This window comes from Pantoea sp. y20 (assembly GCF_054903455.1).
Window position 1 is genome coordinate 2,440,179 of record NZ_CM142816.1, and the last position, 22,561, is coordinate 2,462,739.

Below are 22,561 nucleotides of genomic sequence, written 5' to 3' on the forward strand. Positions count from 1 at the left end.
TAAACCTCTATAAACTTCACCCTATACGACGATTAACCAGACCAATCTCATCTTTAATTGGGTGAGTGACTCATGCAACATAATGAATACAGGCGTTAATCCAGCGATAACACACTCTTTTGCCGTGTTATGCATAATAAACGCTTTTGGTAAAATCGCGTAAAGTCACAGCAGCACAGCTGATGAAAAGTTACACTGCGTTACGTCAGAAAACTCATTATATTTATCAGGCAATGATTGCCTGCTTTGTACTTTTTCCGGAGAGGATGGTAAATGCCTGGACATGAGAAAACCCGCCATACCGAGTACTCACTGATTTTCCCCGTTGCTGCGCTGGCGGTGCTGAGCTTCTTCGGCAACCAGACAGCGCTTCTGCCGGTTATCGGCATCAACCTGTTGGCATTAGTTGCCATTCTGTTTAGCGCCTTCAGCGTCGTGCGTCACGCCGACGTGCTGGCACACCGTTTAGGCGAACCTTATGGCTCGCTGATTCTCAGTCTTTCCGTCGTCATACTTGAAGTGAGTCTGATCTCCGCGCTGATGGCCACCGGTGATGCCGCGCCCGCGCTAATGCGCGACACGCTCTACTCGATCATCATGATTGTGACCGCCGGTTTAGTCGGCTTTGCCCTGCTGCTGGGCGGACGCAAGTTTGCCACGCAGTACGTTAATCTGGCGGGCGTAAAACAGTACATGATCGCCATTTTCCCGCTGGCGATTCTGGTGCTGGTGTTCCCCAATGCGTTACCTGGCGGTAACTTCACGACCACGCAGGCGCTGATCATCGCGGCGATTTCTGCGGCCATGTACGGCGTGTTCCTGCTGATTCAAACCAAAACCCACCAAAGCCTGTTCGTTTATGAGCATGAAGATGATGGCGACGATCCGCACCACGGTAAGCCTTCTGCGCACAGCTCGTTGTGGCACACCGCATGGCTGATCGTGCATCTGATTGCGGTGATTAGCGTGACCAAGATGAACGCCAATCCCCTGGAGAGTCTGCTGACAGAACTGAACGCCCCGGCGCAGTTCACCGGCTTCCTGGTGGCGCTGTTGATCCTGTCGCCGGAAGGTTTAGGTGCAATCAAAGCGGTACTGATGAATCAGGTGCAGCGCGCAATGAATCTGTTCTTCGGTTCGGTGCTGGCGACCATTTCGTTGACGGTGCCTGCAGTGACCATCATCGCTACCCTGACCGACCAGCAATTGGTGTTCGGCCTTGAGCCACCGCAGATGGTGATCATGAGCGCCGTGCTGATCCTGTGTCACATCTCGTTCTCAACGGGCCGCACCAACGTGTTGAACGGTGCCGCGCATCTGGCGCTGTTTGCCGGGTATTTGTTGACGATTATGCTGTGAGACTAGCGGTCGGCATAAATGCCAACCATACGGAAATCGTGCATGTTGTAGGATCGCCATTAATGGCGACCAGCCAATAAAAAAGGCGCCATCGGCGCCTTTTTCACATTTGAAAACAATCAGTTGCTGGTATCCAGCTCTGGGAAGCTCTTCACCAGATCGTCGATGGCTTTCATCTGCACCAGGAAGGGTTCCAGCTTATCCAGCGGCAGCGCGGATGGACCGTCGCATTTGGCGCTGTTTGGCTCTGGGTGCGATTCGATGAACAGGCCAGCAATGCCAACCGCCATGCCGGCACGCGCCAGCTCGGCGACCTGCGCACGACGACCGCCTGACGCAGCGCCGAACGGATCGCGCGTTTGCAGCGCGTGGGTAACGTCGAAGATCACTGGGCTATTTTGGGTGACGTTCTTCATCACGTTGAAGCCGAGCATATCGACAACCAGGTTGTCATAGCCGAAGTTGCTGCCGCGATCGCACAGGATAACCTGATCGTTGCCGCCTTCGACGAATTTGTCGTAGATGTTACCCATCTGGCCTGGGCTAACAAACTGGGGCTTCTTGACGTTGATTACCGCGCCGGTTTTCGCCATCGCTTCCACCAAATCGGTCTGACGCGCGAGGAAGGCCGGCAGCTGAATCACATCAACCACGTCAGCCACAGGCTGCGCCTGCGATGCTTCATGCACATCGGTGATGATTTTCACGCCGAAAGCCTGCTTCAGCTCCTGGAAAATCTTCATGCCCTCTTCCAGGCCAGGACCACGATAAGATTTGATTGAAGAGCGGTTCGCTTTATCAAAAGAGGCTTTGAATACGTAAGGGATCCCGAGTTTGTCGGTGACCTCAACGTAGTGTTCGCAGATGCGCATGGCGAGATCGCGCGATTCCAGCACGTTCATGCCGCCGAAGAGAACGAATGGCAGATCGTTTGCGACCTTGATATCGCCGATATTCACTACTTTCTGTGTCATGCCCTTTCCTTTCCTTTTATCGGGTAACGCTTAGTGCAGCGTTACCTGTTTCTGTTCAATTGCGTGAATCTGCACTTTAATCATCTCGCTGACCGGATCTTCAGGACACTGTTCAACGAAATAGGTCAAATCATTCAGCGCGATGTGTTCACACTCTAATTGCGCGTAGATCAAACCACGGTCGCGAATCTCGTAAGGATCGTCAGGATCGATCTGCAGCAGCACTTTGCTGACGTTCAGCGCCAGCTCCATCTGCTTCTCTTCCATCAGCGCGGATTTCAAGGTGTCGAGCATCTTGCGCATCACGTTGATGGTCTTGGCTTCGTCGAGATCGTCGTTATACAGCTTGGCGGTTGGGCTGATGTTGCCTTTCAGCCACACTTCCAGCGTATGCGTATCCAGCGTTTCGCCGTTGAACGGGTTGATCAGCCACATTTCGCCATCTAACCAGTCGGCACGCAGAATCAGCTGTGTCGGGAAAATCACCGGCATCAGCGGCAATTCCAGCTCATCGGCGATGTGCAGCAGGATCACGCCCAGCGACACCGCCGTGCCCTGACGGCTCTTCAGGACTTTGTCGATCCACAGCGCGTCGGAGAGATTGTAGACGCCGCTGGCGCCGCCAAATCCCCACTGACGATAGAACAGCTCCAGCAGCTTACCCAGCTGCAAATCGGCGTCCTGTTCGCTGCTGACGTACTCACGGGCTTCATCTACCAGCGCCGCCAACTGTTGTTGCACAGAAGGCGCGGAAAAATCATTGCGTATGGCGCATGTGGCGCCAATCACCGCTTCACTCAACGGTGTTTTACTGTAATCGAGTTGCTCTGGCGAGGTCATACAATCCCCAATAACGGCATTTTGGTCATCGCCAGCTTAATCACAAACAGCAACGCTACGATTGCAATCAGGAAGGCGATCCAACGTGTCCCCATTTTACGTGGGCGACGGCTCAATGCCACGGAACCTAAGGCGATGTAGATAATAACCGCTAACAGCTTCTCCGTCAGCCAGCTTCCTTGCGGTGTGAACGGATAAAAATGCGTAATCATCACCAGCAGCGCACCGCTTAACAGCAAAAAGGTGTCGTTAACGTGCGGCGCAATGCGCACCCAGCGGCGTTGCAGCATCGCTGAGCCGGTGGTTTGCCAGTAGAAGCGCAGCAAAAACAGACAAATCGTCAGCGCGACGGTCAGCAAGTGAAAATGTTTAATTAGGGGATACCAGCTCGCCATCGTTATTCCTTATTAAAAAATTGTCCTAGTGTGACGCGCGGATTACCGCCGTAATCGTCAACGGTGCTCACCGCCTGATAACCGTGCTGCGTCATGATGGCGCGCACGGCTGCACCTTGCTGCCAGCCATGTTCCAGCAGCAGCCAGCCGCCAGCGTGCAGCCAGCGCGGTGCGGTGTGAATGATAAAACGTAAATCGGCCAAACCCTGATCGTCCGCCACCAACGCGCTGCGCGGTTCAAAGCGCACGTCGCCCTGCTGCAGATGTTCATCGGCGGCATCAATATAGGGCGGATTGCTGACAATCAGATCAAAACGTTGGGCGGGAAGATCGTTAAACCAGTTGCTGAGGATGAAGCGGGCGTTATCAATGTGCAGACGCTGCGCATTGTCCTGCGCCAGTTCCACCGCCGCCGCGATGCGATCGCAGCCGATAACCTGGCAGCCTGGCCGTTCGCTGGCCAGCGCCAGCGCAATCGCGCCGGTGCCAGTGCCTAAATCCAACAGAGACGTCGCGGCGGCCGGCAGATGTGCCAGCGCTTGCTCCACCAGCACTTCGGTGTCCGGACGCGGGATCAGCGTGGCATCACTGACGCGCAACGGCAGCGACCAGAATTCACGCTCGCCGACCAGATGCGCAATCGGCTCGCCGTTGACGCGGCGCGCCAGCAGCGCATTCAGTTGTTCCAGCTGCTGCGCGTCCAGTTCCGCATCGTCAAAGGCAATCAGCCAACTGCGCGCTTTGCCCGTCACAAAACCCAGCAATATTTCCGCATCGCGCTTCGGGCTGTCGCCGCCACAGAGCGCTACCACAGCCTGCTGTAGCCAGCGACGGATGATCATTAGTCCTGTCCAGCCAGCGCGGCCAGCTGATCGGCTTGATACTCCTGCACAATCGGCTCAATCAGCGCATCCAGCTTGCCTTCCATCACCTCATCGAGACGGTAAACCGTGAGGTTGATGCGGTGATCGGTGACGCGGCCCTGCGGGAAGTTGTAGGTGCGGTTACGATCCGAACGGTCGCCGCTGCCGAGCAGGTTACGACGCGTCGAAGCTTCAGCGGCATTACGCTTTGCCGTTTCCGCCGCGTGAATACGCGCCCCCAACACCGCCAAGGCTTTGGCTTTGTTTTTGTGCTGTGAACGTTCGTCCTGACACTCCACCACAATGCCAGTTGGCAAGTGGGTGATACGAATCGCGGAATCGGTGGTGTTAACGTGCTGACCACCGGCACCGGAAGAACGGAAGGTGTCGATTTTCAAATCGCCGGCGTTGATTTCCGGCATTTCCGCTTCGGGCAGTTCCGGCATGACCGCAACGGTACAAGCCGAGGTGTGAATACGGCCCTGCGATTCGGTTTCTGGCACGCGCTGTACGCGATGGCCGCCCGATTCAAACTTAAAGCGGCCATACGCGCCATCGCCGATGATGCGGGCGATCACTTCTTTATAGCCGCCGTGCTCACCTTCGTTGGCGCTGATGATCTCAACCTGCCAGCGACGCGCTTCGGCGTAACGGCTGTACATACGGAACAGATCGCCGGCAAAAATCGCCGCTTCATCACCGCCGGTACCGGCGCGCACTTCGACAAAGCACGAACGTTCATCGTCGGGATCTTTCGGCAGCAGCAGCACTTGCAGCTGTTGTTCCAGCGCTTCACGCTTCTCGCGTGACAGCTTTAATTCTTCCTGCGCCATCTCGCGCATTTCCGGGTCTTCCAGCATCATTTCGGCAGTTTCAACGTCTTCCTGCACCTGCTGCCATTCGCGGAAACAACGGGTGACGTCGCTAAGCTGGGCATATTCACGTGATAACGCACGGAAACGATCCTGATCGGCAATCACGCCGGCATCGCCCAGCAACGCTTCCACTTCCTCGTGGCGTTCCTGGAGCGCTTCCAGCTTGGCAACAATAGAGCTCTTCATGTAATAGCGGGTATCCCAGTGATAGGTCGTGACTGACCAGATTACTCTAAACCGAGGCTGTCACGTAAGATCTGCAGGCGTTCGCTGTCGCCATCGCGCGCGGCCTGCTGCAGTGATTTGGTTGGTGCATGAATTAAACGGTTGGTCAGCTTGTGTGCCAGTTCCTGCAGCACTTTTTCGGCGTCAGCGCCCTGCTGCAGCGCGGCCAGCGCGCGTTCCTGTAACTCGGCGCGCACCTGATCGGCCTGCGAACGGTATTCACGGATGGTTTCAACCGCGCTTTGCGCGCGCAGCCAGGCCATAAATTCGCCGCTCTCCTGCACCACAATGCTTTCAGCCTGCACGGCGGCGGCTTTGCGCTGCGCCATGTTCTGCTCGATGATCGCTTGCAGATCATCAACGCTGTAGAGATAGGCGTTCGCCAGCTTGCCCACTTCCGGCTCGACATCGCGCGGTACGGCGATATCCACCAGCAGCATCGGCTGATTGCGACGCGCTTTCAGCGCGCGCTCCACCATCCCTTTACCGATAATCGGCAGCGGGCTGGCGGTGGAAGAGATAATGATGTCGGCATCGGCCAGACGGGTTTCGATATCGCCGAGGCCAATCACTTCTGCCCCCACTTCATCGGCCAGCAGCTGAGCGCGTTCGCGGGTGCGGTTGGCGATCATCAGCTTCTTGACGGAGTGTTCGCGCAGATGACGCGCCACTAACTCGATGGTTTCACCAGCGCCGACCAGCAGCACGTTAACGGTGCTGAGCGATTCAAAAATTTGACGCGCGAGTGAACAGGCAGCGAAGGCGACCGATACGGCGCTGGCGCCAATCTCGGTTTCGGTGCGCACACGCTTGGCCACCGAGAAGGTTTTCTGGAACATGCGCTCCAGTTCACTGCTCAGCGCGTGGTCGCGTGACGAATCAACAAAAGCTTTTTTTACCTGACCTAAAATCTGTGGTTCACCCAACACCAGTGAATCCAGCCCGCTGGCCACGCGCATCAGATGGCTGACCGCCGCGTTATCCTGATGCCAGTAGAGGCTGTTGCGCACATCCTCTTCACGCAGATCGTGATAGTCACACAGCCAACGCACCAGCTTCTCCTGCAGGTCGGCTTGCTGCTCTACACTGAGGTAGAGTTCCGTACGGTTGCAGGTCGAAAGGACCACACCGCTCTGCACCATCGGCTGGGACAGCAGGCTATTCAGCGCCAGTTCCAGCGTGTCTGGTGTAAACGCAACGCGTTCGCGTAGCGCAACAGGTGCAGTTTTGTGGTTGATTCCGAGTGCAAGCAGCGTCATGTGATTCGGGTTGGGATATCCCAAGTGTTGTCAGGGTTTTGTGCAGCGCATTCTACAAGATGCCACAGGTCAAGAAAAGCCATACAAAGCCTATGACAGTAATAAGATTAAACTGATCGTGCGCAATTATTGCCATAACAGCATTGACGGCTTACATGCGGATGGTTAGCGTTACCGGTTACGAAGTAAAAACGTGTCTGAGGAGATGACCACGTGATGCATTTGCCCCCGCGCAAGTTACTGCGCCTTTTACCCCTTGCCAGCGTGTTACTGGCTGCATGTACCATTAACAAACCACAAGGTCCGGGCCCAAGCACCACGTCACCGCAATGGCAGCAGCATCAGCAAGCCGTGGCGAAAATCAGCCAGTATCAGACGCGCGGTGCGTTCGCTTACCTGTCGGATAAGCAAAAAGTGTATGCACGCTTTAACTGGCAGCAAACCGCTGCGGATCGCTATCGCCTGCTGCTGACCAATCCGCTTGGCAGCACCGAATTGCAGTTGGATGCACAAGGATCCGTGGTGCAGATCGTGGATAACAAAGGCAAGCGCTACGTGAGTAACGATGCCGAGAAGATGATTTCACAGCTTACCGGCATGGATATCCCGCTCGCCAATCTGCGTCAGTGGATGATGGGGTTGCCGGGCGATGCCAGCGATTATCAGCTGAATAACAATTACCAGTTGCAAAGCCTTAACTACAGCCGCAACGGTCAGCAGTGGAAAGTGAACATTTCTGATTACGACAGCAAAGTGAATCCGCCGCTGCCGGCCAATCTGGAGCTGTCTGAAGGCGGTCAGCGCATCAAATTACGCATGGATAGCTGGACCACCCAATGATCACCACGTGGCCCGCGCCAGCAAAACTGAATCTGTTCCTGTATATCACTGGCCGTCGTGCTGACGGCTACCACAATCTGCAAACGCTGTTTCAGTTCCTCGATTACGGTGACACGCTGGAAATCACACCGGACAGCAGCGGCAAGATAACGCTGCTGACGCCGCTGACTGGCGTGCCGGATGACGAGAATCTGATTGTGCGTGCTGCGCAGGCGTTAAAAACCGTTGCCGCTGCGCGTGGCACCTTGCCCGCGCAGGCCGGTGCCAGCATCGCGCTGGAGAAGCTTTTGCCGATGGGCGGCGGGCTTGGCGGCGGCTCTTCAGATGCGGCAACGGTGTTAGTGGCGCTGAATCATCTGTGGCAAACCGGATTAAGTGTTGCTGAGCTGGCGACGATTGGCATCAAATTGGGCGCGGATGTGCCAGTGTTTATTGGAGGTCACGCGGCCTTTGCAGAAGGCGTGGGCGAACTATTGCAGCCGGCTGAACCGGCAGAAAAATGGTATCTGGTGGCGCATCCAGGCGTGAGCATCGCGACGCCTGATCTGTTCCGCGATCCCGAACTGACGCGCGATTCACCAATCCGCACATTAGATGAACTGTTACAGCGTCCTTTTCACAATGATTGTGAGGCTGTGGCAAGAAAACGTTTTCGTAAGGTTGATGAGCTGCTTTCCTGGCTGCTAGAATACGCGCCGTCGCGCCTGACTGGGACCGGAGCTTGTGTGTTTGCTGAATTTGACACCGAATCCGACGCACGTCAGGTGCTGGAGCTTGCCCCGAAATGGATTTGCGGATTTGTGGCGCGCGGGCTTAACCTCTCGCCGTTGCAGCGCACACTTTCTGGGCTAAAAGCGTCTACGTGACAGTGTCACCCGTTCCAGACACTGCATGTTGCGCATTAACACACCCGTATGAACATGCTCTTTGGTATTCGCCGGTTACTCTAGAGCCGTTCATTCTCTGGACGCCAAGCCTGAGGTTCTTCTCGTGCCTGATATGAAGCTATTTGCTGGTAACGCCACCCCGGAACTAGCACAACGTATTGCCAACCGCCTTTACACTAGCCTCGGAGACGCCGCTGTTGGCCGTTTCAGTGATGGTGAAGTAAGTGTACAGATTAACGAAAATGTACGCGGTGGTGATATTTTCATCATCCAGTCCACCTGTGCCCCCACCAACGATAATCTGATGGAGCTGGTTGTGATGGTCGACGCCTTGCGTCGGGCTTCTGCTGGTCGTATTACTGCTGTCATTCCTTACTTTGGCTATGCGCGTCAGGACCGCCGTGTGCGTTCTGCTCGTGTACCGATCACCGCCAAAGTGGTTGCCGATTTCCTTTCTAGCGTGGGCGTTGACCGTGTTCTCACCGTTGACCTGCATGCTGAACAGATTCAGGGCTTCTTTGATGTCCCGGTGGATAACGTCTTCGGCAGCCCAATCCTGCTGGAAGATATGCTGCAAATTGGCCTGGAAAATCCTATTGTAGTTTCCCCAGACATCGGTGGCGTAGTGCGTGCGCGCGCCATCGCCAAACTGCTCAACGATACCGATATGGCTATCATCGACAAACGCCGCCCGCGCGCGAACGTTTCGCAGGTGATGCACATTATTGGTGACGTTGCGGGTCGTGACTGTGTACTGGTCGACGATATGATCGACACCGGCGGTACGCTGTGCAAAGCGGCTGAAGCGTTGAAAGAGCGCGGCGCGAAACGTGTTTTCGCTTACGCTACTCACCCAATCTTCTCCGGTAATGCGGTGGAAAACCTGCGTAAGTCGGTGATTGACCAGGTGATTGTCTGCGATACCATTCCGCTGTCTGAAGAGATGAAATCTCTGCCAAACGTGCGTACTCTGACGCTGTCTGGCATGTTGGCCGAAGCGATTCGTCGTATCAGCAACGAAGAATCAATCTCCGCGATGTTTGAGCATTAATTCATCGCGTGAAACCGGGCCTCGTGCCCGGTTTTTCTTTGCACCCTGCCCTCAATCTGACTCACCGATTAAGCCACTTTCGCCATTGATATTTGCGCGATAAATTTCGTTAAATCTCGCTATTCTCGCTGCCATCCACTCTTTTCTGGTGACTCGCATTGCCGCCCTTTAGCGGTCCAATGTTTAATGCTATTTTCTTCCCACTTTTTCCCCGAGCTCCGACCACTATGACTCTCGACCTCTACACGCTGTTTGTTTGCGAGCTCTTTGTGCTGGGGTTTTTGAGTATCATTTTGATTTTTGCCTGGGTCGGTGCGCAGTACGATCGCGTATTGGGCTGCACCACGCTGGCGCTGGTTTTAACCCTGGCGGCGGTGTTCCTTAGCAGCTTACGCAGTGCGGGATTCCATTTTTTACCGGTCGCGGTCGGCAACGTCATGCTGTTGCTGGCTTATGGCAATCTGCTCAATGCCTTCCGCATCTTCTGCGGAAAAGCAATTGGCCTCAGCTGGTTAGGCGGCGGTTTGTTGTGGGCGATTTTGTGCCTGTTCCCCGCGTTTTATCACAGCCAGCCGAAGCGCGTGCTGGTGGTTTGCCTGCTGTGCATCATCTATACCGGCGCGCTAATCCGCTTGCTGTGGCGCGTGCGCGCGTCGTTGACCGTCACCTTTTGGCCGGCGCAAATCCTGCTATGGATCCATTTGCTGTTTCACGTGGCGCGTATCTTTCTGGACGATGCGGTGGCGACGCCGGTGCGCGGTGCGATTGGCGGTTCCAGCTTCTCGGTGTATGTGATTCTTGAATCGATCCTGTTTGTTATTGGCCTGAGTTTCACCATTCTGGCGATGGTCAACGAACGCACGCAAATCGCCCACAAGCTAGCATCAATGCACGATCCGCTCACCAGCGTGTGGAACCGCCGCGCGCTGTTCGAGCAGGCCGATAAAATGATATTGCGCAGCGCGCGACAGTCACAACACTTTGTCTATAGCGCGGTGCTGTTCGATCTGGACCATTTTAAAAGCATCAATGACCGTTTCGGCCATCAACAAGGCGATCAGGTATTAATCGATTTTTGTCAGGTGGTGCAGGCGTTGATGCCGGAGAGTGGCCATTTTGCCCGTTTGGGTGGCGAGGAGTTCGCGGCGATCATTCCCGGCGATGCCGAGCAGGCGCAGCGGGTGTGTGAACGTATTCGTTTAGCGACACAGCTGTCGCAACCCAACGACGTGCGTTATACCGTCAGCATCGGTTATGCCACCGCGCTGCAGCCTGGCGAACCCTTCCCGCTGTTGCTGGCGCTGGCCGATGAAGCATTGTACCGTGCAAAAGCCAGCGGCCGTAACCGCATCGAACGTTATCTCGCGCAGTTACAGCCGCTGCAGCAAACCGTACTCACTTAATGTGATGAGTGATTGCGACGGCAACGCTTATCGCCGTAATGACGTAACCAGTAATAACGATCTTCCACGCGCTCACGTCCGCTGACGCGCGCGCCCACCAGCCACAGTAAAGCGCCAACGAAGATGCTGAACATCGCACCGTGCGCAAGGAATTGCGGCAGGTTGAGTGAAGGAAGCTGGTTGATAATGGAATAGCCGACGCCTAATACCATCGTCAGTAAACCCAAACACATCAAACCGTTACCTACAAAGCGGCAATTTTGACGTTTCATGATCCACCTCCATCCTTTTAAAAGCAAAACAGCACGTATGGTTAACTAGCCATAAGCTTAGGCAATACCTGCCGCTTAAATTGCGTACAGGATCACATATCCTTCACAACCTTTGACAAATCTTTACCGCCAGCGCCTTGATTTCGATAGAAAATGATTAGTCACGTAGAGACATTATCTGTGGCGCGTGGCCTTTGTCATCCGTGCCACCAGGCAGTAAACTATCGCCCTTTCCGCAGCAAGACAGGATAAACATCGTGAGCAGCATTAAACTGATTGTGGGGCTGGCCAATCCCGGCGCTGAATACGCCGCAACCCGCCATAACGCTGGCGCCTGGTATGTCGATTTACTGGCGAGCCGCAACAATCAGTCCTTAAAAGACGAGCCAAAGTTTTATGGCTATACCGCGCGCCTGTCGCTGGCGGGAGAAGATGTGCGCCTGCTGGTGCCCACCACTTTTATGAATCTCAGCGGCAAAGCGGTGGCGGCGATGGCGACTTTTTATCGCATTGCGCCAGAAGAGATTTTGGTAGCGCACGATGAGCTGGATTTACCGCCGGGCGTGGCGAAATTCAAGCAAGGTGGTGGCCACGGCGGCCATAACGGCCTGAAAGATATCATCAGCAAGCTGGGCAACAACAATAATTTTCACCGTTTACGCGTGGGTATTGGTCATCCTGGCGACCGCAATAAAGTGACTGGTTTCGTGCTGGGTAAGCCGCCAGCCAGCGAACAAAAGCTGATTGATGATGCCGTAGACGAAGCGGTGCGCTGCACCGAACTGTGGCTGAAAGAAGACAAGATTAAGGCGATGAACCGCCTGCACGCGTTCAAGGCGGGCTAAGGCCAATTCCCGCGCCGCAGAAGGCAATTCTGTGTATAATGCGCGAAATTTTTTGAATCTGTCGGCGCTATCCAATAGCGCTGCGCACTCAGTGAGAAAGGTAATCAGACCATGGGATTTAAATGCGGTATTGTGGGCCTGCCGAACGTCGGTAAATCCACCCTGTTCAACGCGCTGACTAAAGCGGGTATCGAAGCAGCCAACTTTCCGTTCTGCACCATCGAGCCAAACACCGGTGTGGTGCCAATGCCCGATCTGCGCCTCGATCAGCTGAGCGAGATTGTTAAGCCACAGCGCGTCGTGCCCACCACCATGGAATTCGTCGATATCGCCGGTCTGGTGAAAGGCGCGTCCAAAGGTGAAGGCCTGGGCAACCAGTTCCTGACTAACATCCGTGAAACCGAAGCCATCGGTCACGTGGTGCGCTGCTTTGAAAACGACAACATCATCCACGTTGCGGGTAAAGTTAACCCGGCGGAAGATATTGACGTGATCAACACCGAGCTGGCGCTGTCGGATCTCGACACCTGCGAACGTGCGATTCAGCGTTGCCAGAAGAAAGCCAAAGGCGGCGACAAAGATGCTAAAGCAGAACTGGCTGCGCTGGAGAAGTGCCTGCCGCACCTGTCAGAAGCGGGCATGCTGCGCGCACTGAATCTGGATGCTGACGAGAAAGCGGCAATCCGCTACCTCAGCTTCCTGACGCTGAAGCCAACCATGTACATCGCTAACGTCAACGAAGACGGTTTCGAAAACAATCCGTACCTCGATCAGGTGCGTGCGATTGCCGAAGCCGAAGGTTCGGTGGTGGTGCCAGTGTGTGCTGCCGTTGAATCTGATATCGCTGAGCTGGAAGATGACGAACGCGACGAGTTCATGGCTGAACTGGGTCTGGAAGAGCCGGGCCTGAACCGCGTGATCCGCGCCGGTTATGCGCTGCTCAACCTGCAAACCTACTTCACCGCAGGCGTGAAAGAAGTGCGTGCATGGACCATTCCTGTTGGCGCCACCGCGCCACAGGCGGCGGGTAAAATCCACACTGACTTCGAGAAAGGCTTTATCCGCGCTCAGACCATCGCATTTGAAGATTTCGTCGCGTTTAAAGGCGAACAAGGCGCGAAAGAAGCCGGTAAAATGCGCTCAGAAGGTAAAGAGTACATTGTAAAAGATGGCGATGTGATGAACTTCTTGTTCAACGTCTAATCTCTTAACCGCAATAAAAAGCCCAGTTAATTAACTGGGCTTTTTTTTATAACCAAAATCTCACGTCTTTCAGGCCGCTTTGTCCGTCATCGCCACCCGCGCATCCAACTCTTCAGGCGTTTTCAGGAATGGCGTCAATACCCCGCTCAAAACATAAAGCCCGGCATAAATCCCCAGCACCCCGCCCGCGCCCAGCGATGAGTAGAACAGCGCGGTGATGGCAGGTGCGATAAATGCGCCCAAACCTGCGCCCAGATTCAGCACCGACATGGCCGCGCCTTTACTGTCCGGGGCCAGCAGTGGGAACAGCGCCGACAGCGGCACATAACCGGCCATGGTAATACCGCACAGGCACAGCACCAATGCCATCGCATAGAAGTTGTGGCCCAGCAGCTGCGGCACGGCCCAGACCAAAATCAGCACCGCGGCATAGCCAAAGCCACCAACCCACATGATGGTGGTTCGCCAGCCAAACTTATCGCCGAAAAAGCCAAAGAACAGGTTGGCGAAAATCGCCACCAGGAACACCGCCGACCACATATGCAGCCATTCGGTTTTGCTGTAGCCGAAACTGATCAGATAGAGCGGCAGGAAGGTCGCCAGACCATATTGGGCGATGCCGTTGACCGATTTCACCACCAATCCCATCGCAATCACCGGACGCTGCAAAATGGTGATGCCTTTAATTAACTCCGCCGCGCTGAAGGGATGAATTTCAGATGCCGGAACCACGTCGCGGTTCACCCAAATGCCTAACACGGAGCCGACGACCACAAATACCATGCCGACCCACAGCACATGAATTTCGCCCATCACCGGCAATGCCAGCGAGGAGAAGAACGGACCGATGACGCTCAAACCCAGCGAGAAGGTAAACCAGAACCAACCCACTGCGGTAGAACGGCGCTCCACCGGCGTGCTGTAGTTAATCCAGATGAGAAACGAGTAGGCAAACAGTGGATAACCGATGCCGCGAATGGCATAAAACGGCAGCATCCAGGCCATGTGCATGGTCTTGAGGCCAACGCCGATAAACCCGATACTGCCGATAACAAAGGTGATCAACCCATACAGCATCACTTTGCGCGGGCCGAGGGTTTGCACCAGTACGCCGGTCACCCAGGCCGCCAGCGTCACGGTGACACCGTATGCGGTGATCAGATAAGAGGCTTGCGCGACAGGCAGCCCTTTATCCACCAGCCAGATGGCAATCCACGCTTGTTCTACGCCATCGCCGATCATGAATATCGCGAGGCCGATATAGCCCCAAAGCAAGTTTTTAGGCAAACCTATTTTGTCGAACATAGTTTCCCCCGTGTCAGACACTGACTGGTGGTAGTTAATAGAGGTAAGTTTTGATTTTGTTTTTATTCAGCGATGATTTTCATCAGCATGCCCTGCACTTTCAGCGCATCCTGGCTTTTAATCAGCTGATCGATTTCATCAATGCTCAGGCGATCAATAAAGCTGGAGAGCGCTTTATACATGCGAATGTTTTGCGCGCATTCGGCAACCGGATCTTCACGGCTTGGGAAGGTATCGAAATAGATCAGGCCGCTGAAGTTAACGCGTTTTGCGTAATAGATGTATTCCAGCGTCTGCATCAGGTGCACGGAACCCAGCATCAATCCATCATCAAAATGGCCATAACCATCATTCAGGTGGAAGCCCACCAAACGGTTTTTGCGTGCCGACTGGAACAGTGAGAAAGCGGGATTCTCTTTCTTCATGATCATGTGACAGAAATCGAGGGTAATACCGAGATTGTCGGAGCCTACATCATCAATCAGCATCAGCGTTGAAGAGACATCACCAATAAAGGAGAAGGTGCGCGGTTCATACGGCTTATATTCAAAACTGAATTGCATATCCGCGTGTGCCTGGGTCACGGTCTGTAGTGCGCTGACCAGCCACTCATAGGCGCGGAAGTAATCCTGCTGGAATGGATAATCGTAACCATCATAGCCAAACCACAGCGTGACGGTATTGCCGCCGAGGTATTTGCACATCTCTGCGGCTTCGAGGGTAATTTCGATCGCTTTTTTACGCAGTGCGGCATCAGGATTGGTGAATTCACCCTCGATGAACTCTTTGTTATAACGCAGAGCGATGCCGCCCACCTGCAAATTGTTATCAGCGATGGTCTGTTTAATCAGCGCTTTATCCTGACCAATAAAGTGCTCCGGATAATTCAGCTCAATATGCGTCAAGCCCGCAACGCTACCCATACGCGTAATAAGATCGCAAGTATCCATTTTGTTCTTCGCCGCAAACAGATCGGCTCTGGAGCGAAATGAATTTATACGTGATGAGAATTTCATTTTTTAAATTACCTTTAATGGGATTTCCATTTCCTTATAAATGAGAATATTCATCAGGTAAATGCGATCAGCTAAATACTACCGCTAATAAAATAAACGATAGATTTATAATAGTAAAAATTTTACTGCTAGAAAAATCATTGCAATACAATATGTTAAATAGCTATTTTACTGTTAATGAAATAACAGTCGCAATAAGGATACTTTTATTTTACTAACAGTAAAATGCATCAGTAAAACGTTTTACAGTGTGTGATCCAGTTAACACTTTTCCCCTAAATGCCATGCTAGCTTAGCGACAACTTTTTTAATGGGCGCGCAAAATGCATAATCGACTTAAAGGCAATGAGATATTCCTGCTGGCTCGTACCCTTGCGCCTGAGCTGGGAAAAAAGGAACGTTCAATTGCACGTTTTATTGACGACAATCCGCAGTCTTTATCTAAAATGTGCATCACTGATATTGCGAATTATCTGAATGTTAGCGTCTCGAGCATTACTAAAGTATCGAAGAAACTCGGTTTTACCGGTTTTCACGATCTGAAAATCAATATCGCCCGGCAAGTCAGCACGCAGGAAGATATCATCGATATTCCGGTAATCCCGGATTCAGAAAAATATGTCGAGCAGGTGATTGAAAGCACCTTTTTAAATTCGGTGCTGGCACTGCAGGATTCCCTGAGCGTGATTAACAGTGCCGTGATAAAAGCAGTGGCGTATCTGTTTATTAATAAACCAGAAAGCGCACGCATAGTTATTGCCGGGTGCGGTGGTTCAGGTTCTATCTGTGATGACTTCAATCATAAGCTGCTGAAGATCGGCATCTTCTCGTCGGTGTTTAGTGACAGCCACAAGCAGCTGATGACCGCCTCATTGATGCAACCCGGCGATATCCTGCTGGCGATTTCTCACTCCGGCCAAACCACGGACATTATTCAGATGGTAAAAGCGGCGAATGAGAACGGCGCAGAAACCATCTGCCTGACCAATTATCCCAACAGCCCACTGAGTTTAATTGCCCGGCACTCGATTATCTCGTCGGTTAAAAACAATCCAATTACCGGAGAGAACGCCACCACGCGCATTGTGCATCTGAATATTCTGGATGCCATCTTTACCCTTATCGCCAGCAAGACCAGCGAAAAAAGTCAGACCAGTTTACACAACACCAGAAATGCGGTTGCGTCCAAGCGCACCGCCAATTAAGGGCCGAAATGATGAAACATAATATTGTTGTTATTGGCAGTCTTAACTACGACATTCTTGTCCAGCAGGATCGCCTGCCGGAAATTGGGGAGACGTTTACCGGCAACGAATTAATGTTGATGCCGGGCGGTAAAGGGGCAAACCAGGCGGTTCAGTGCGCCAAGCTGGGGCTGAACGTCAATATGGTGGGCTGTGTGGGCAATGATATTTATGGCAGCGAACTCATAAAATCGCTGAATGAAAACGGGGTATCGGTAGATAACATTAGCCAGCGCGGAAAAACCTCCGGCATTGGCATCGTGCAGATTCTGGAATCCGGCGATTATTGCAGCACCATTATTAAGGGCGCAAACTACCTGATTAGCGAACCCGATATTCACGATGGATTATTTAGCGATCGGCCTCTGTTAATCCTGCAGTCGGAAATTCCCGATCGTGTGGTTGAACGAGCCATCAGCGTGGCACGCCGTCATGATTGCCAGATTTTGCTCAACAACGCGCCGGCGCGCGAAATCTCTCCGCAGGCGCTGAGTCAGGTCGATTTACTGGTGGTGAATGAGACCGAAGCCAGCTTTATGAGTAAAACCGCTGTCACTTCGGTTAAAGAGGCGATGGCCTGTGCGGCAGCGCTACAGCAGAAGGTGAATGGCCGGGTGATTATCACGCTGGGCGAGAAAGGCGCGGTGTTATCCGGTGATGCCGGTGCCAGACATTATCCTGCCGTGTTCTGTCCGGATGTGGTGGATACCACCGGCGCAGGAGATTCCTTTATTGGCGGTATCGCCTATTGCCTGGTGAACAACATCGATCTGGAAGAAGCGATTCCTTTCGCGGCTGAAATCAGTTCCTGCTCAATCCAGAAATATGGCGGTCAGAGTTCTTTCCCGATGCTGCCTGATGTGGCGCACGCGCTGACGCAAAACCGCCAGCGCCTGTTTGGTTGAAAAATACGGACCTGAAGCTCTGAGCGGCACCTTTACATCATCAGACCATCAACTTCGCAACCTTCGTAAACGCCGATTAAGTACTGGCGCGCGCCACAAAGTGCCAGTCCATCATAATGCGTTGAGCCGGCGAATCAGGTTGATCGATCTTATTCAGCAGCAAGGTAAACGCCTTGCGTCCCATAGCGCGCGACGGCTGCGCCAGCGTGCTCAGCGGCGGCGTGACCATTTCGGCGAGGTCGGATCCATCAAACCCCGTCACCGCTATATCCTGCGGCACGCGCAGCCCGGCGGCGTGAATGGCTGACAGCGCGCCCGCCGCTAAGGTATCCGACACGGCAAACACGGCATCTGGACGCTCGGGCGCTCTCAGCAAGGCTTCCATCGCCTGTTTACCGGCATTAAAACTCAGCTCGGTGGCGTACGTGATGGCCTGCCAGCTGCGTGCTTCATGGATAAGTTGCTGCTGATAACCCGCCTGCCGCAGCTGCGCATATTTATAGCTGAGATCGTGGTTGATTAAGGCAATACGCTGTCGTCCCCTGCCCGCCAGAAACGCCACGACGTGCTTTGATGCCTGCACATCATCAATGCCCACGCAGGAGACATCACCGGCATCGGCGTATTCCGCGCATTGCACCCAGGGCGTTTCGCCAATCAGCTGCGCCAGTTCTGGCAACTTACTGAACGCATCCATAGTGATAATGCCATCCACCATTTTCCCGGCCAGCAATTGCAAACTGGAGCGGGAGCGCTCGATGTCTGAGCCAGAATTGCACAACAGAATGCGATAACTGTTTTTCTCCGCCTGCTCCTCAATGCCTTTCACCAACTCGGCGCAAAAGGGATTGGAGATATCCGACACCATCACGAGAATCATTGAGCTACGCGCAGTACGCAACTGACGCGCTAATAAATTTGGCTGGTAATTACTCGCTTTAATAGCGTGCAGGACTTTCTCACGATTCAGCGCTTTTACCGTATCGCTGTTATTCAGCACCCGTGAAACTGTTGCCACAGAAACGCCCGCTAAGCGGGCGATTTTTTGGATGGACATGCTTGCAACTCTTGCTCAGTCAGATACTACGGAGGCTAGCATAATTTCGCGCCCGCCTTAATCATGTGAATCTGCCGCATTTAACCCCAACTGGGCGCGGATGCTGGCCGCCTGCTGCGGTTGTGCGGCAAAGTCATCGAATGCCCGATCGGCCACCGGAATGATGTGGCGACGAATGAAGTCGGCGCCCTCACGCGCGCCAGTTTCCGCCTCTTTCAGGCAACACTCCCACTCCAGCACCGCCCACCCGGCATAATCGTACTGCGCCAGCTTGCTGAAAATGGCCGGAAAATCGATCTGTCCGTCACCGGGTGAGCGGAAGCGACCAGCACGATCTATCCAGCGCTGATAACCGCCATACACGCCGCTACGTCCGTTCGGCAGATATTCGGCATCTTTAACGTGAAAGGCCTTAATGCGCTGATGGTAGATATCGATGAACTGCAGATAATCGATATGCTGCAAGTGCAAGTGGCTGGGATCGAACAAGATGTTGCAGCGCGGGTGATTGTTCACCAACGTCAGGAAGCGTTCAAACGTCACGCCATCGTGCAGATCTTCACCGGGATGGATCTCGTAGCAGACATCAATGCCGTAGCGCTCAAACTCGTCCAGCACCGGCAACCAGCGCCGCGCCAGCTCCGAGAAAGCTTCACTCAATAGCTGAGGATTGTGTGGCGGCCACGGATAGAGATATGGCCAGGCCAGCGAACCGGAGAACGTCGCGTGGGCCTGCAATCCCAGGTTGGCTGACGCGGCAGCTGCCTGCTTCACCGTCTGAATCGCCCACGCGGTGCGCTTTTCTTTGTCGCCACGCAAAGCGGGGGGTGCAAAACCGTCGAAGGCGCGATCGTGCGCCGGATGGACGGCAATCAGCTGGCCTTCCAGGTGCGTCGATAATTCACTGATCTGCAAGCCGTAGTTGGCCAGCAAACCCGTCACTTCATCGCAATAGGTTTGACTGGTTGCGGCGCGCGGCAGATCAAAAATTAGCGGGTGATTACAAGGCATCTGCAGCGCCTTGTAACCGAGCGCAGAGGCCCATTGCGCCAACCCTGCCAGCGAATTAAATGGTGGCTGTTGCCCAATAAACTGCGCGAGAAAAATTCCCGGTCCTTTTAACGTTTTCACCTACACCTCCCGTCAATCAAACCGCTTCATCCCGGTATTTAAAGGTGAAGAGGAAAAGAACGGCGATCGCCGCCGCGGCAATCGCGGGGATCCACCAGAATGTTGCCCAGTTTTGCGCCGTGCCCTGTCCGGCAATCAGGCGGTTATACAGCGCGCCCGAGATCTGCGAACCCAGCAGCATGCCAATACCGTAGGTGAACATCACCACCATGCTCTGCGCCTGCCCTTTCACTTTCTCGCCGGCGATGCGGTCGGTGTAAATAAAGCCCACCACAAAGAAGAAGTCATAACAGACACCGTGCAGCAGAATGCCCATGTAGATCAGTGCGCGGCTTTCATCGTTCATGCCCATGGCAAACAGCGCGTAGCGCACAAACCACGCCACCATGCCGACCAGCAACATGTATTTGACGCCAAGGCGGCGGAACAGCAGCGGGATCACCAGCATGAAGACGATTTCCGACATCTGACCAAATGACATCGCGGTACTGACGTTACTCACGCCCGCATCCGCCAGCCAGGACGCGGTGTAGGCGTAATAGGTGCCGAGCGGGATGGAGATCAAGGTGGCGCAGAGAGCAAAGACGAAGAAGTGACGGATTTTCAGCAGCGCAAAGGCATCCGCGCAGAACAGATCGCGCACTTTTAGCGGCATGCCTTTCGCCGGTGCAGGCGTATGCGGCAGCGTGAGACTGTAAATTGCCAACGCCACCGAGCAGATTGCGGCCAGGGTGAAAATCGCGGTACTGGAGGCGATGCCGGTAACACCAATAAAGATGCCCGCCACAATCCAGCCAATGGTGCCGAACACCCGCACCACCGGAAAACTTTTGTCACTGCTGGCCAGGCTGTGAAAGGCAATGTTGTTAGAGAGCGCCAGCGTCGGCATAAAACACAGCGTATAGCCAAACAGCAAGCCAATCAGCAGCGCGCCGTTTTCGGCCACCAGCGCGCCCGGGACAAACCATAAAATCACCGCGCCCGCCAGGTTCATCACCGCCATGACTTTCTGTGAAGGGAAGAAGCGGTCAACCAACATGCCCAGCACAAACGGCGACAGTATTGAGGCGATCGGCCCTGCTGAGAAAGCATCACCAATCAGCAATGACATGTTGTGCTGCGTCATCACCAGCCCGAGCGTTACGGACCAGCTTCCCCAAATGAAAAACTGCATGAACATCATCAATGACAAGCGGGAAATCAGCAGACGCTGCTGCCTCGCCGCGATCTCAGAACCTGTAGTTGTCGAAACCATGCTGACCTCGCGCCAAAAAGAAATCGATTACATTCCACAGTGAGAAACAAAGTAATCGATTACTTTAAACAGTTCCTGGTGACCGATCACAATTCTTTTACAAGTGACCCGAGCATCACCGAACGGCTTAGGCTGACAGTGATTGCACGCGCAGCCTTGCTGATTTGCACTATCCTGTGCGGTAGAGATTTTAATGACGATTCAGGGGAATGAGATGAGCGCCGATAACGCACATGAAAACAGTGCAGAAACGCTACTGCAAAGCGGGCAAGCCTGGAATGGCCAGCATATTGAACACTATCCAGCCGGTAAGCCCGAGATCACGGTGATGAAGATGACCATTCCTGCACATTCCGAGCTGCCGTGGCATACGCATCCTATGCCGAATACCGCGTATATTTTATCGGGATCGCTGACTATCGAAGACAAAGCCAGCGGCGAGACTAAAACGTTTAACGCTGGCGAAGCCTTTAATGAATCCATCGACATTGCCCATCGTGGTTTCACCACGGATCAGCGTGCCGAGCTGATTATTTTCTACGCTGGGGTTGAGGGCATGGAACCCTCTATTCCGCTGCCGGGTGAAGAAGCCGAATATTAATTATTCAGCAGCGCCTGTTTAAACGAATAGATATGCACCCGCGCCGCCTCTTCCGCTAGCTCGGCATTTCCCTGCTCCAGCGCCGCAATGATCGCTTCGTGTTCGGCGATGACTTCGTTCATGTGCGCAGCGCTGGAAAGCGTGGTGGCCCAGAAGCGCTGCGCCTGCGCGTGGATAATGCTGAGAATATCGGCCAGCCGACCGTTGGCGGCGATGTCCGCCAGTACCTGATGAAATTCGCGGTCCAGCAGCATCATCTGTTCGCGATCGCGTGAGGCGCTGGCATTGGCAATGCGCTGATTCATCTCCCGCAGATAGATGATCTGCGCCGCATTGACCCGCTGCGAAGCCAGCCGCAAGCACAGCGCCTCATTCACCAGACGCACCTCAATTAACTCCAGCGCATCATCAATTGACAGCGGCGACACCATCACGCCCTTGCGCGGGATAATCTGCAACAGCCCTTCCGTCTCCAGTCGATGCACCGCCTGATTCACCGGCGTTCTGCCCATCTCAAGATCATCCATCACCTGCGCGATATTGAGATAGTCGCCCGGTTTGTAGCGCAGCGTGATCAGCCGGTGCTTGAACGCCAGATAGGCGCGCTCGTTAAGCGAAATGCTCTTCGGGGTCGTCGGCGAGCTCACATTTTCAGCCATCACATTACTCATCACGCAAATCCTTATTAGGTAACTGAGACATATTACACAAAAACCTGGCATGAAAATGGCTAGATTGAAATCACAGTGAAATTTC

Annotated in this window: 24 protein-coding genes; 11 read left to right on the plus strand and 13 right to left on the minus strand. The window is 53.9% G+C overall.

What is annotated here, in order from left to right:
* Positions 1 to 273 precede the first annotated feature (273 nt).
* Positions 274 to 1,359, plus strand: a complete 1,086-nt coding sequence (chaA, locus tag ACYAC5_RS11445; RefSeq protein ID WP_101764115.1) for a sodium-potassium/proton antiporter ChaA — start codon at positions 274 to 276, stop codon at positions 1,357 to 1,359.
* A gap of 119 nt (positions 1,360 to 1,478) precedes the next feature.
* Here the strand turns inward: chaA and kdsA are convergent, their stop codons facing one another.
* The 6 genes from kdsA to hemA are packed head-to-tail and all read right to left on the minus strand — an operon-like array spanning position 1,479 to position 6,790.
* Positions 1,479 to 2,333 carry a 3-deoxy-8-phosphooctulonate synthase gene (gene kdsA, locus ACYAC5_RS11450; protein ID WP_462061775.1) on the minus strand — a complete coding sequence of 285 codons (855 nt, stop codon included), beginning with the start codon at positions 2,331 to 2,333 and terminating at the stop codon, positions 1,479 to 1,481.
* Positions 2,334 to 2,363: 30 nt separating this feature from the next.
* Positions 2,364 to 3,173, minus strand: a complete 810-nt coding sequence (gene sirB1 / locus ACYAC5_RS11455) for an invasion regulator SirB1 (protein ID WP_110866346.1) — start codon at positions 3,171 to 3,173, stop codon at positions 2,364 to 2,366.
* Entirely contained in the window at positions 3,170 to 3,568 is a 399-nt protein-coding gene (locus ACYAC5_RS11460) for a SirB2 family protein (RefSeq protein WP_101764112.1), read from the minus strand. The genes sirB1 and ACYAC5_RS11460 overlap by 4 nt, the downstream gene beginning before the upstream one ends.
* A gap of 2 nt (positions 3,569 to 3,570) precedes the next feature.
* Positions 3,571 to 4,410, minus strand: coding sequence for a peptide chain release factor N(5)-glutamine methyltransferase (gene prmC / locus ACYAC5_RS11465; RefSeq protein WP_462061776.1), 840 nt, complete (start codon positions 4,408 to 4,410; stop codon positions 3,571 to 3,573).
* A complete protein-coding gene (gene prfA, locus ACYAC5_RS11470; RefSeq protein ID WP_101764110.1) occupies positions 4,410 to 5,492 on the minus strand; it encodes a peptide chain release factor 1 in 1,083 nt (360 codons plus the stop codon). The genes prmC and prfA overlap by 1 nt, the downstream gene beginning before the upstream one ends.
* 41 nt (positions 5,493 to 5,533) lie before the next feature.
* Positions 5,534 to 6,790, minus strand: coding sequence for a glutamyl-tRNA reductase (gene hemA, locus ACYAC5_RS11475; RefSeq protein WP_061718543.1), 1,257 nt, complete (start codon positions 6,788 to 6,790; stop codon positions 5,534 to 5,536).
* A 216-nt stretch (positions 6,791 to 7,006) separates the two neighbouring features.
* On the opposite strand from hemA, the gene lolB reads away from it, so the two are divergent.
* The 4 genes from lolB to ACYAC5_RS11495 all read left to right on the plus strand — a co-directional run bounded on the left by lolB (position 7,007) and on the right by ACYAC5_RS11495 (position 10,971).
* Entirely contained in the window at positions 7,007 to 7,630 is a 624-nt protein-coding gene (lolB, locus tag ACYAC5_RS11480; RefSeq protein ID WP_101764109.1) for a lipoprotein insertase outer membrane protein LolB, read from the plus strand.
* Positions 7,627 to 8,496 carry a 4-(cytidine 5'-diphospho)-2-C-methyl-D-erythritol kinase gene (gene ispE / locus ACYAC5_RS11485; protein WP_280171779.1) on the plus strand — a complete coding sequence of 290 codons (870 nt, stop codon included), beginning with the start codon at positions 7,627 to 7,629 and terminating at the stop codon, positions 8,494 to 8,496. The genes lolB and ispE overlap by 4 nt, the downstream gene beginning before the upstream one ends.
* Before the next feature lie 124 nt (positions 8,497 to 8,620).
* Entirely contained in the window at positions 8,621 to 9,568 is a 948-nt protein-coding gene (gene prs, locus ACYAC5_RS11490) for a ribose-phosphate diphosphokinase (protein ID WP_006118899.1), read from the plus strand.
* Positions 9,569 to 9,795: 227 nt separating this feature from the next.
* Positions 9,796 to 10,971 (plus strand): GGDEF domain-containing protein, encoded by a 1,176-nt coding sequence (locus ACYAC5_RS11495; protein WP_309834302.1) that lies wholly within the window; start codon positions 9,796 to 9,798, stop codon positions 10,969 to 10,971.
* Here the strand turns inward: ACYAC5_RS11495 and ychH are convergent.
* Positions 10,968 to 11,243 carry a stress-induced protein YchH gene (gene ychH / locus ACYAC5_RS11500; protein ID WP_061723496.1) on the minus strand — a complete coding sequence of 92 codons (276 nt, stop codon included), beginning with the start codon at positions 11,241 to 11,243 and terminating at the stop codon, positions 10,968 to 10,970. The genes ACYAC5_RS11495 and ychH overlap by 4 nt on opposite strands.
* A 257-nt stretch (positions 11,244 to 11,500) precedes the next feature.
* Between ychH and pth the strand changes: the two genes are divergently transcribed.
* Positions 11,501 to 12,088: an aminoacyl-tRNA hydrolase gene (gene pth / locus ACYAC5_RS11505; protein ID WP_008107639.1), complete on the plus strand. Its 588-nt coding sequence runs from the start codon at positions 11,501 to 11,503 to the stop codon at positions 12,086 to 12,088.
* 111 nt (positions 12,089 to 12,199) lie between these two features.
* Positions 12,200 to 13,291, plus strand: a complete 1,092-nt coding sequence (ychF, locus tag ACYAC5_RS11510; RefSeq protein ID WP_008107633.1) for a redox-regulated ATPase YchF — start codon at positions 12,200 to 12,202, stop codon at positions 13,289 to 13,291.
* Positions 13,292 to 13,360: 69 nt separating this feature from the next.
* Here the strand turns inward: ychF and ACYAC5_RS11515 are convergent, their stop codons facing one another.
* Both ACYAC5_RS11515 and ACYAC5_RS11520 read right to left on the minus strand, forming a co-directional pair.
* On the minus strand, positions 13,361 to 14,596 hold the full coding sequence (locus ACYAC5_RS11515; RefSeq protein ID WP_462061778.1) for an MFS transporter: 1,236 nt from the start codon (positions 14,594 to 14,596) through the stop codon (positions 13,361 to 13,363).
* A 62-nt stretch (positions 14,597 to 14,658) separates the two neighbouring features.
* Positions 14,659 to 15,612, minus strand: a complete 954-nt coding sequence (locus tag ACYAC5_RS11520) for a sugar phosphate isomerase/epimerase family protein (RefSeq protein WP_312463311.1) — start codon at positions 15,610 to 15,612, stop codon at positions 14,659 to 14,661.
* Positions 15,613 to 15,935: 323 nt separating this feature from the next.
* On the opposite strand from ACYAC5_RS11520, the gene ACYAC5_RS11525 reads away from it, so the two are divergent.
* The gene (locus tag ACYAC5_RS11525) at positions 15,936 to 16,817 is read left to right on the plus strand and encodes an SIS domain-containing protein (protein ID WP_137385979.1); all 882 of its coding nucleotides are present in this window, start codon (positions 15,936 to 15,938) and stop codon (positions 16,815 to 16,817) included.
* Positions 16,818 to 16,828: 11 nt separating this feature from the next.
* Entirely contained in the window at positions 16,829 to 17,761 is a 933-nt protein-coding gene (locus tag ACYAC5_RS11530; protein ID WP_192411964.1) for a ribokinase, read from the plus strand.
* Between the two features lie 76 nt (positions 17,762 to 17,837).
* Here the strand turns inward: ACYAC5_RS11530 and ACYAC5_RS11535 are convergent, their stop codons facing one another.
* Genes ACYAC5_RS11535 through ACYAC5_RS11545 form a run of 3 tightly spaced genes read right to left on the minus strand, consistent with a single transcriptional unit; the run spans position 17,838 to position 21,141 of the window.
* The gene (locus ACYAC5_RS11535; protein WP_137385980.1) at positions 17,838 to 18,818 is read right to left on the minus strand and encodes a LacI family DNA-binding transcriptional regulator; all 981 of its coding nucleotides are present in this window, start codon (positions 18,816 to 18,818) and stop codon (positions 17,838 to 17,840) included.
* A 57-nt stretch (positions 18,819 to 18,875) separates the two neighbouring features.
* On the minus strand, positions 18,876 to 19,949 hold the full coding sequence (locus ACYAC5_RS11540) for a sugar phosphate isomerase/epimerase family protein (protein WP_462061779.1): 1,074 nt from the start codon (positions 19,947 to 19,949) through the stop codon (positions 18,876 to 18,878).
* 16 nt (positions 19,950 to 19,965) lie between these two features.
* Positions 19,966 to 21,141: an MFS transporter gene (locus ACYAC5_RS11545; protein ID WP_370581417.1), complete on the minus strand. Its 1,176-nt coding sequence runs from the start codon at positions 21,139 to 21,141 to the stop codon at positions 19,966 to 19,968.
* Between ACYAC5_RS11545 and ACYAC5_RS11550 the strand changes: the two genes are divergently transcribed.
* Entirely contained in the window at positions 21,122 to 21,247 is a 126-nt protein-coding gene (locus ACYAC5_RS11550; protein WP_255527663.1) for a hypothetical protein, read from the plus strand. The genes ACYAC5_RS11545 and ACYAC5_RS11550 overlap by 20 nt on opposite strands.
* Before the next feature lie 171 nt (positions 21,248 to 21,418).
* Positions 21,419 to 21,805: a cupin domain-containing protein gene (locus tag ACYAC5_RS11555; protein ID WP_462061780.1), complete on the plus strand. Its 387-nt coding sequence runs from the start codon at positions 21,419 to 21,421 to the stop codon at positions 21,803 to 21,805.
* On the opposite strand, the gene ACYAC5_RS11560 is transcribed toward ACYAC5_RS11555, so the two are convergent.
* Positions 21,802 to 22,476: a GntR family transcriptional regulator gene (locus tag ACYAC5_RS11560; RefSeq protein WP_110866359.1), complete on the minus strand. Its 675-nt coding sequence runs from the start codon at positions 22,474 to 22,476 to the stop codon at positions 21,802 to 21,804. The genes ACYAC5_RS11555 and ACYAC5_RS11560 overlap by 4 nt on opposite strands.
* Positions 22,477 to 22,561: the final 85 nt, after the last annotated feature.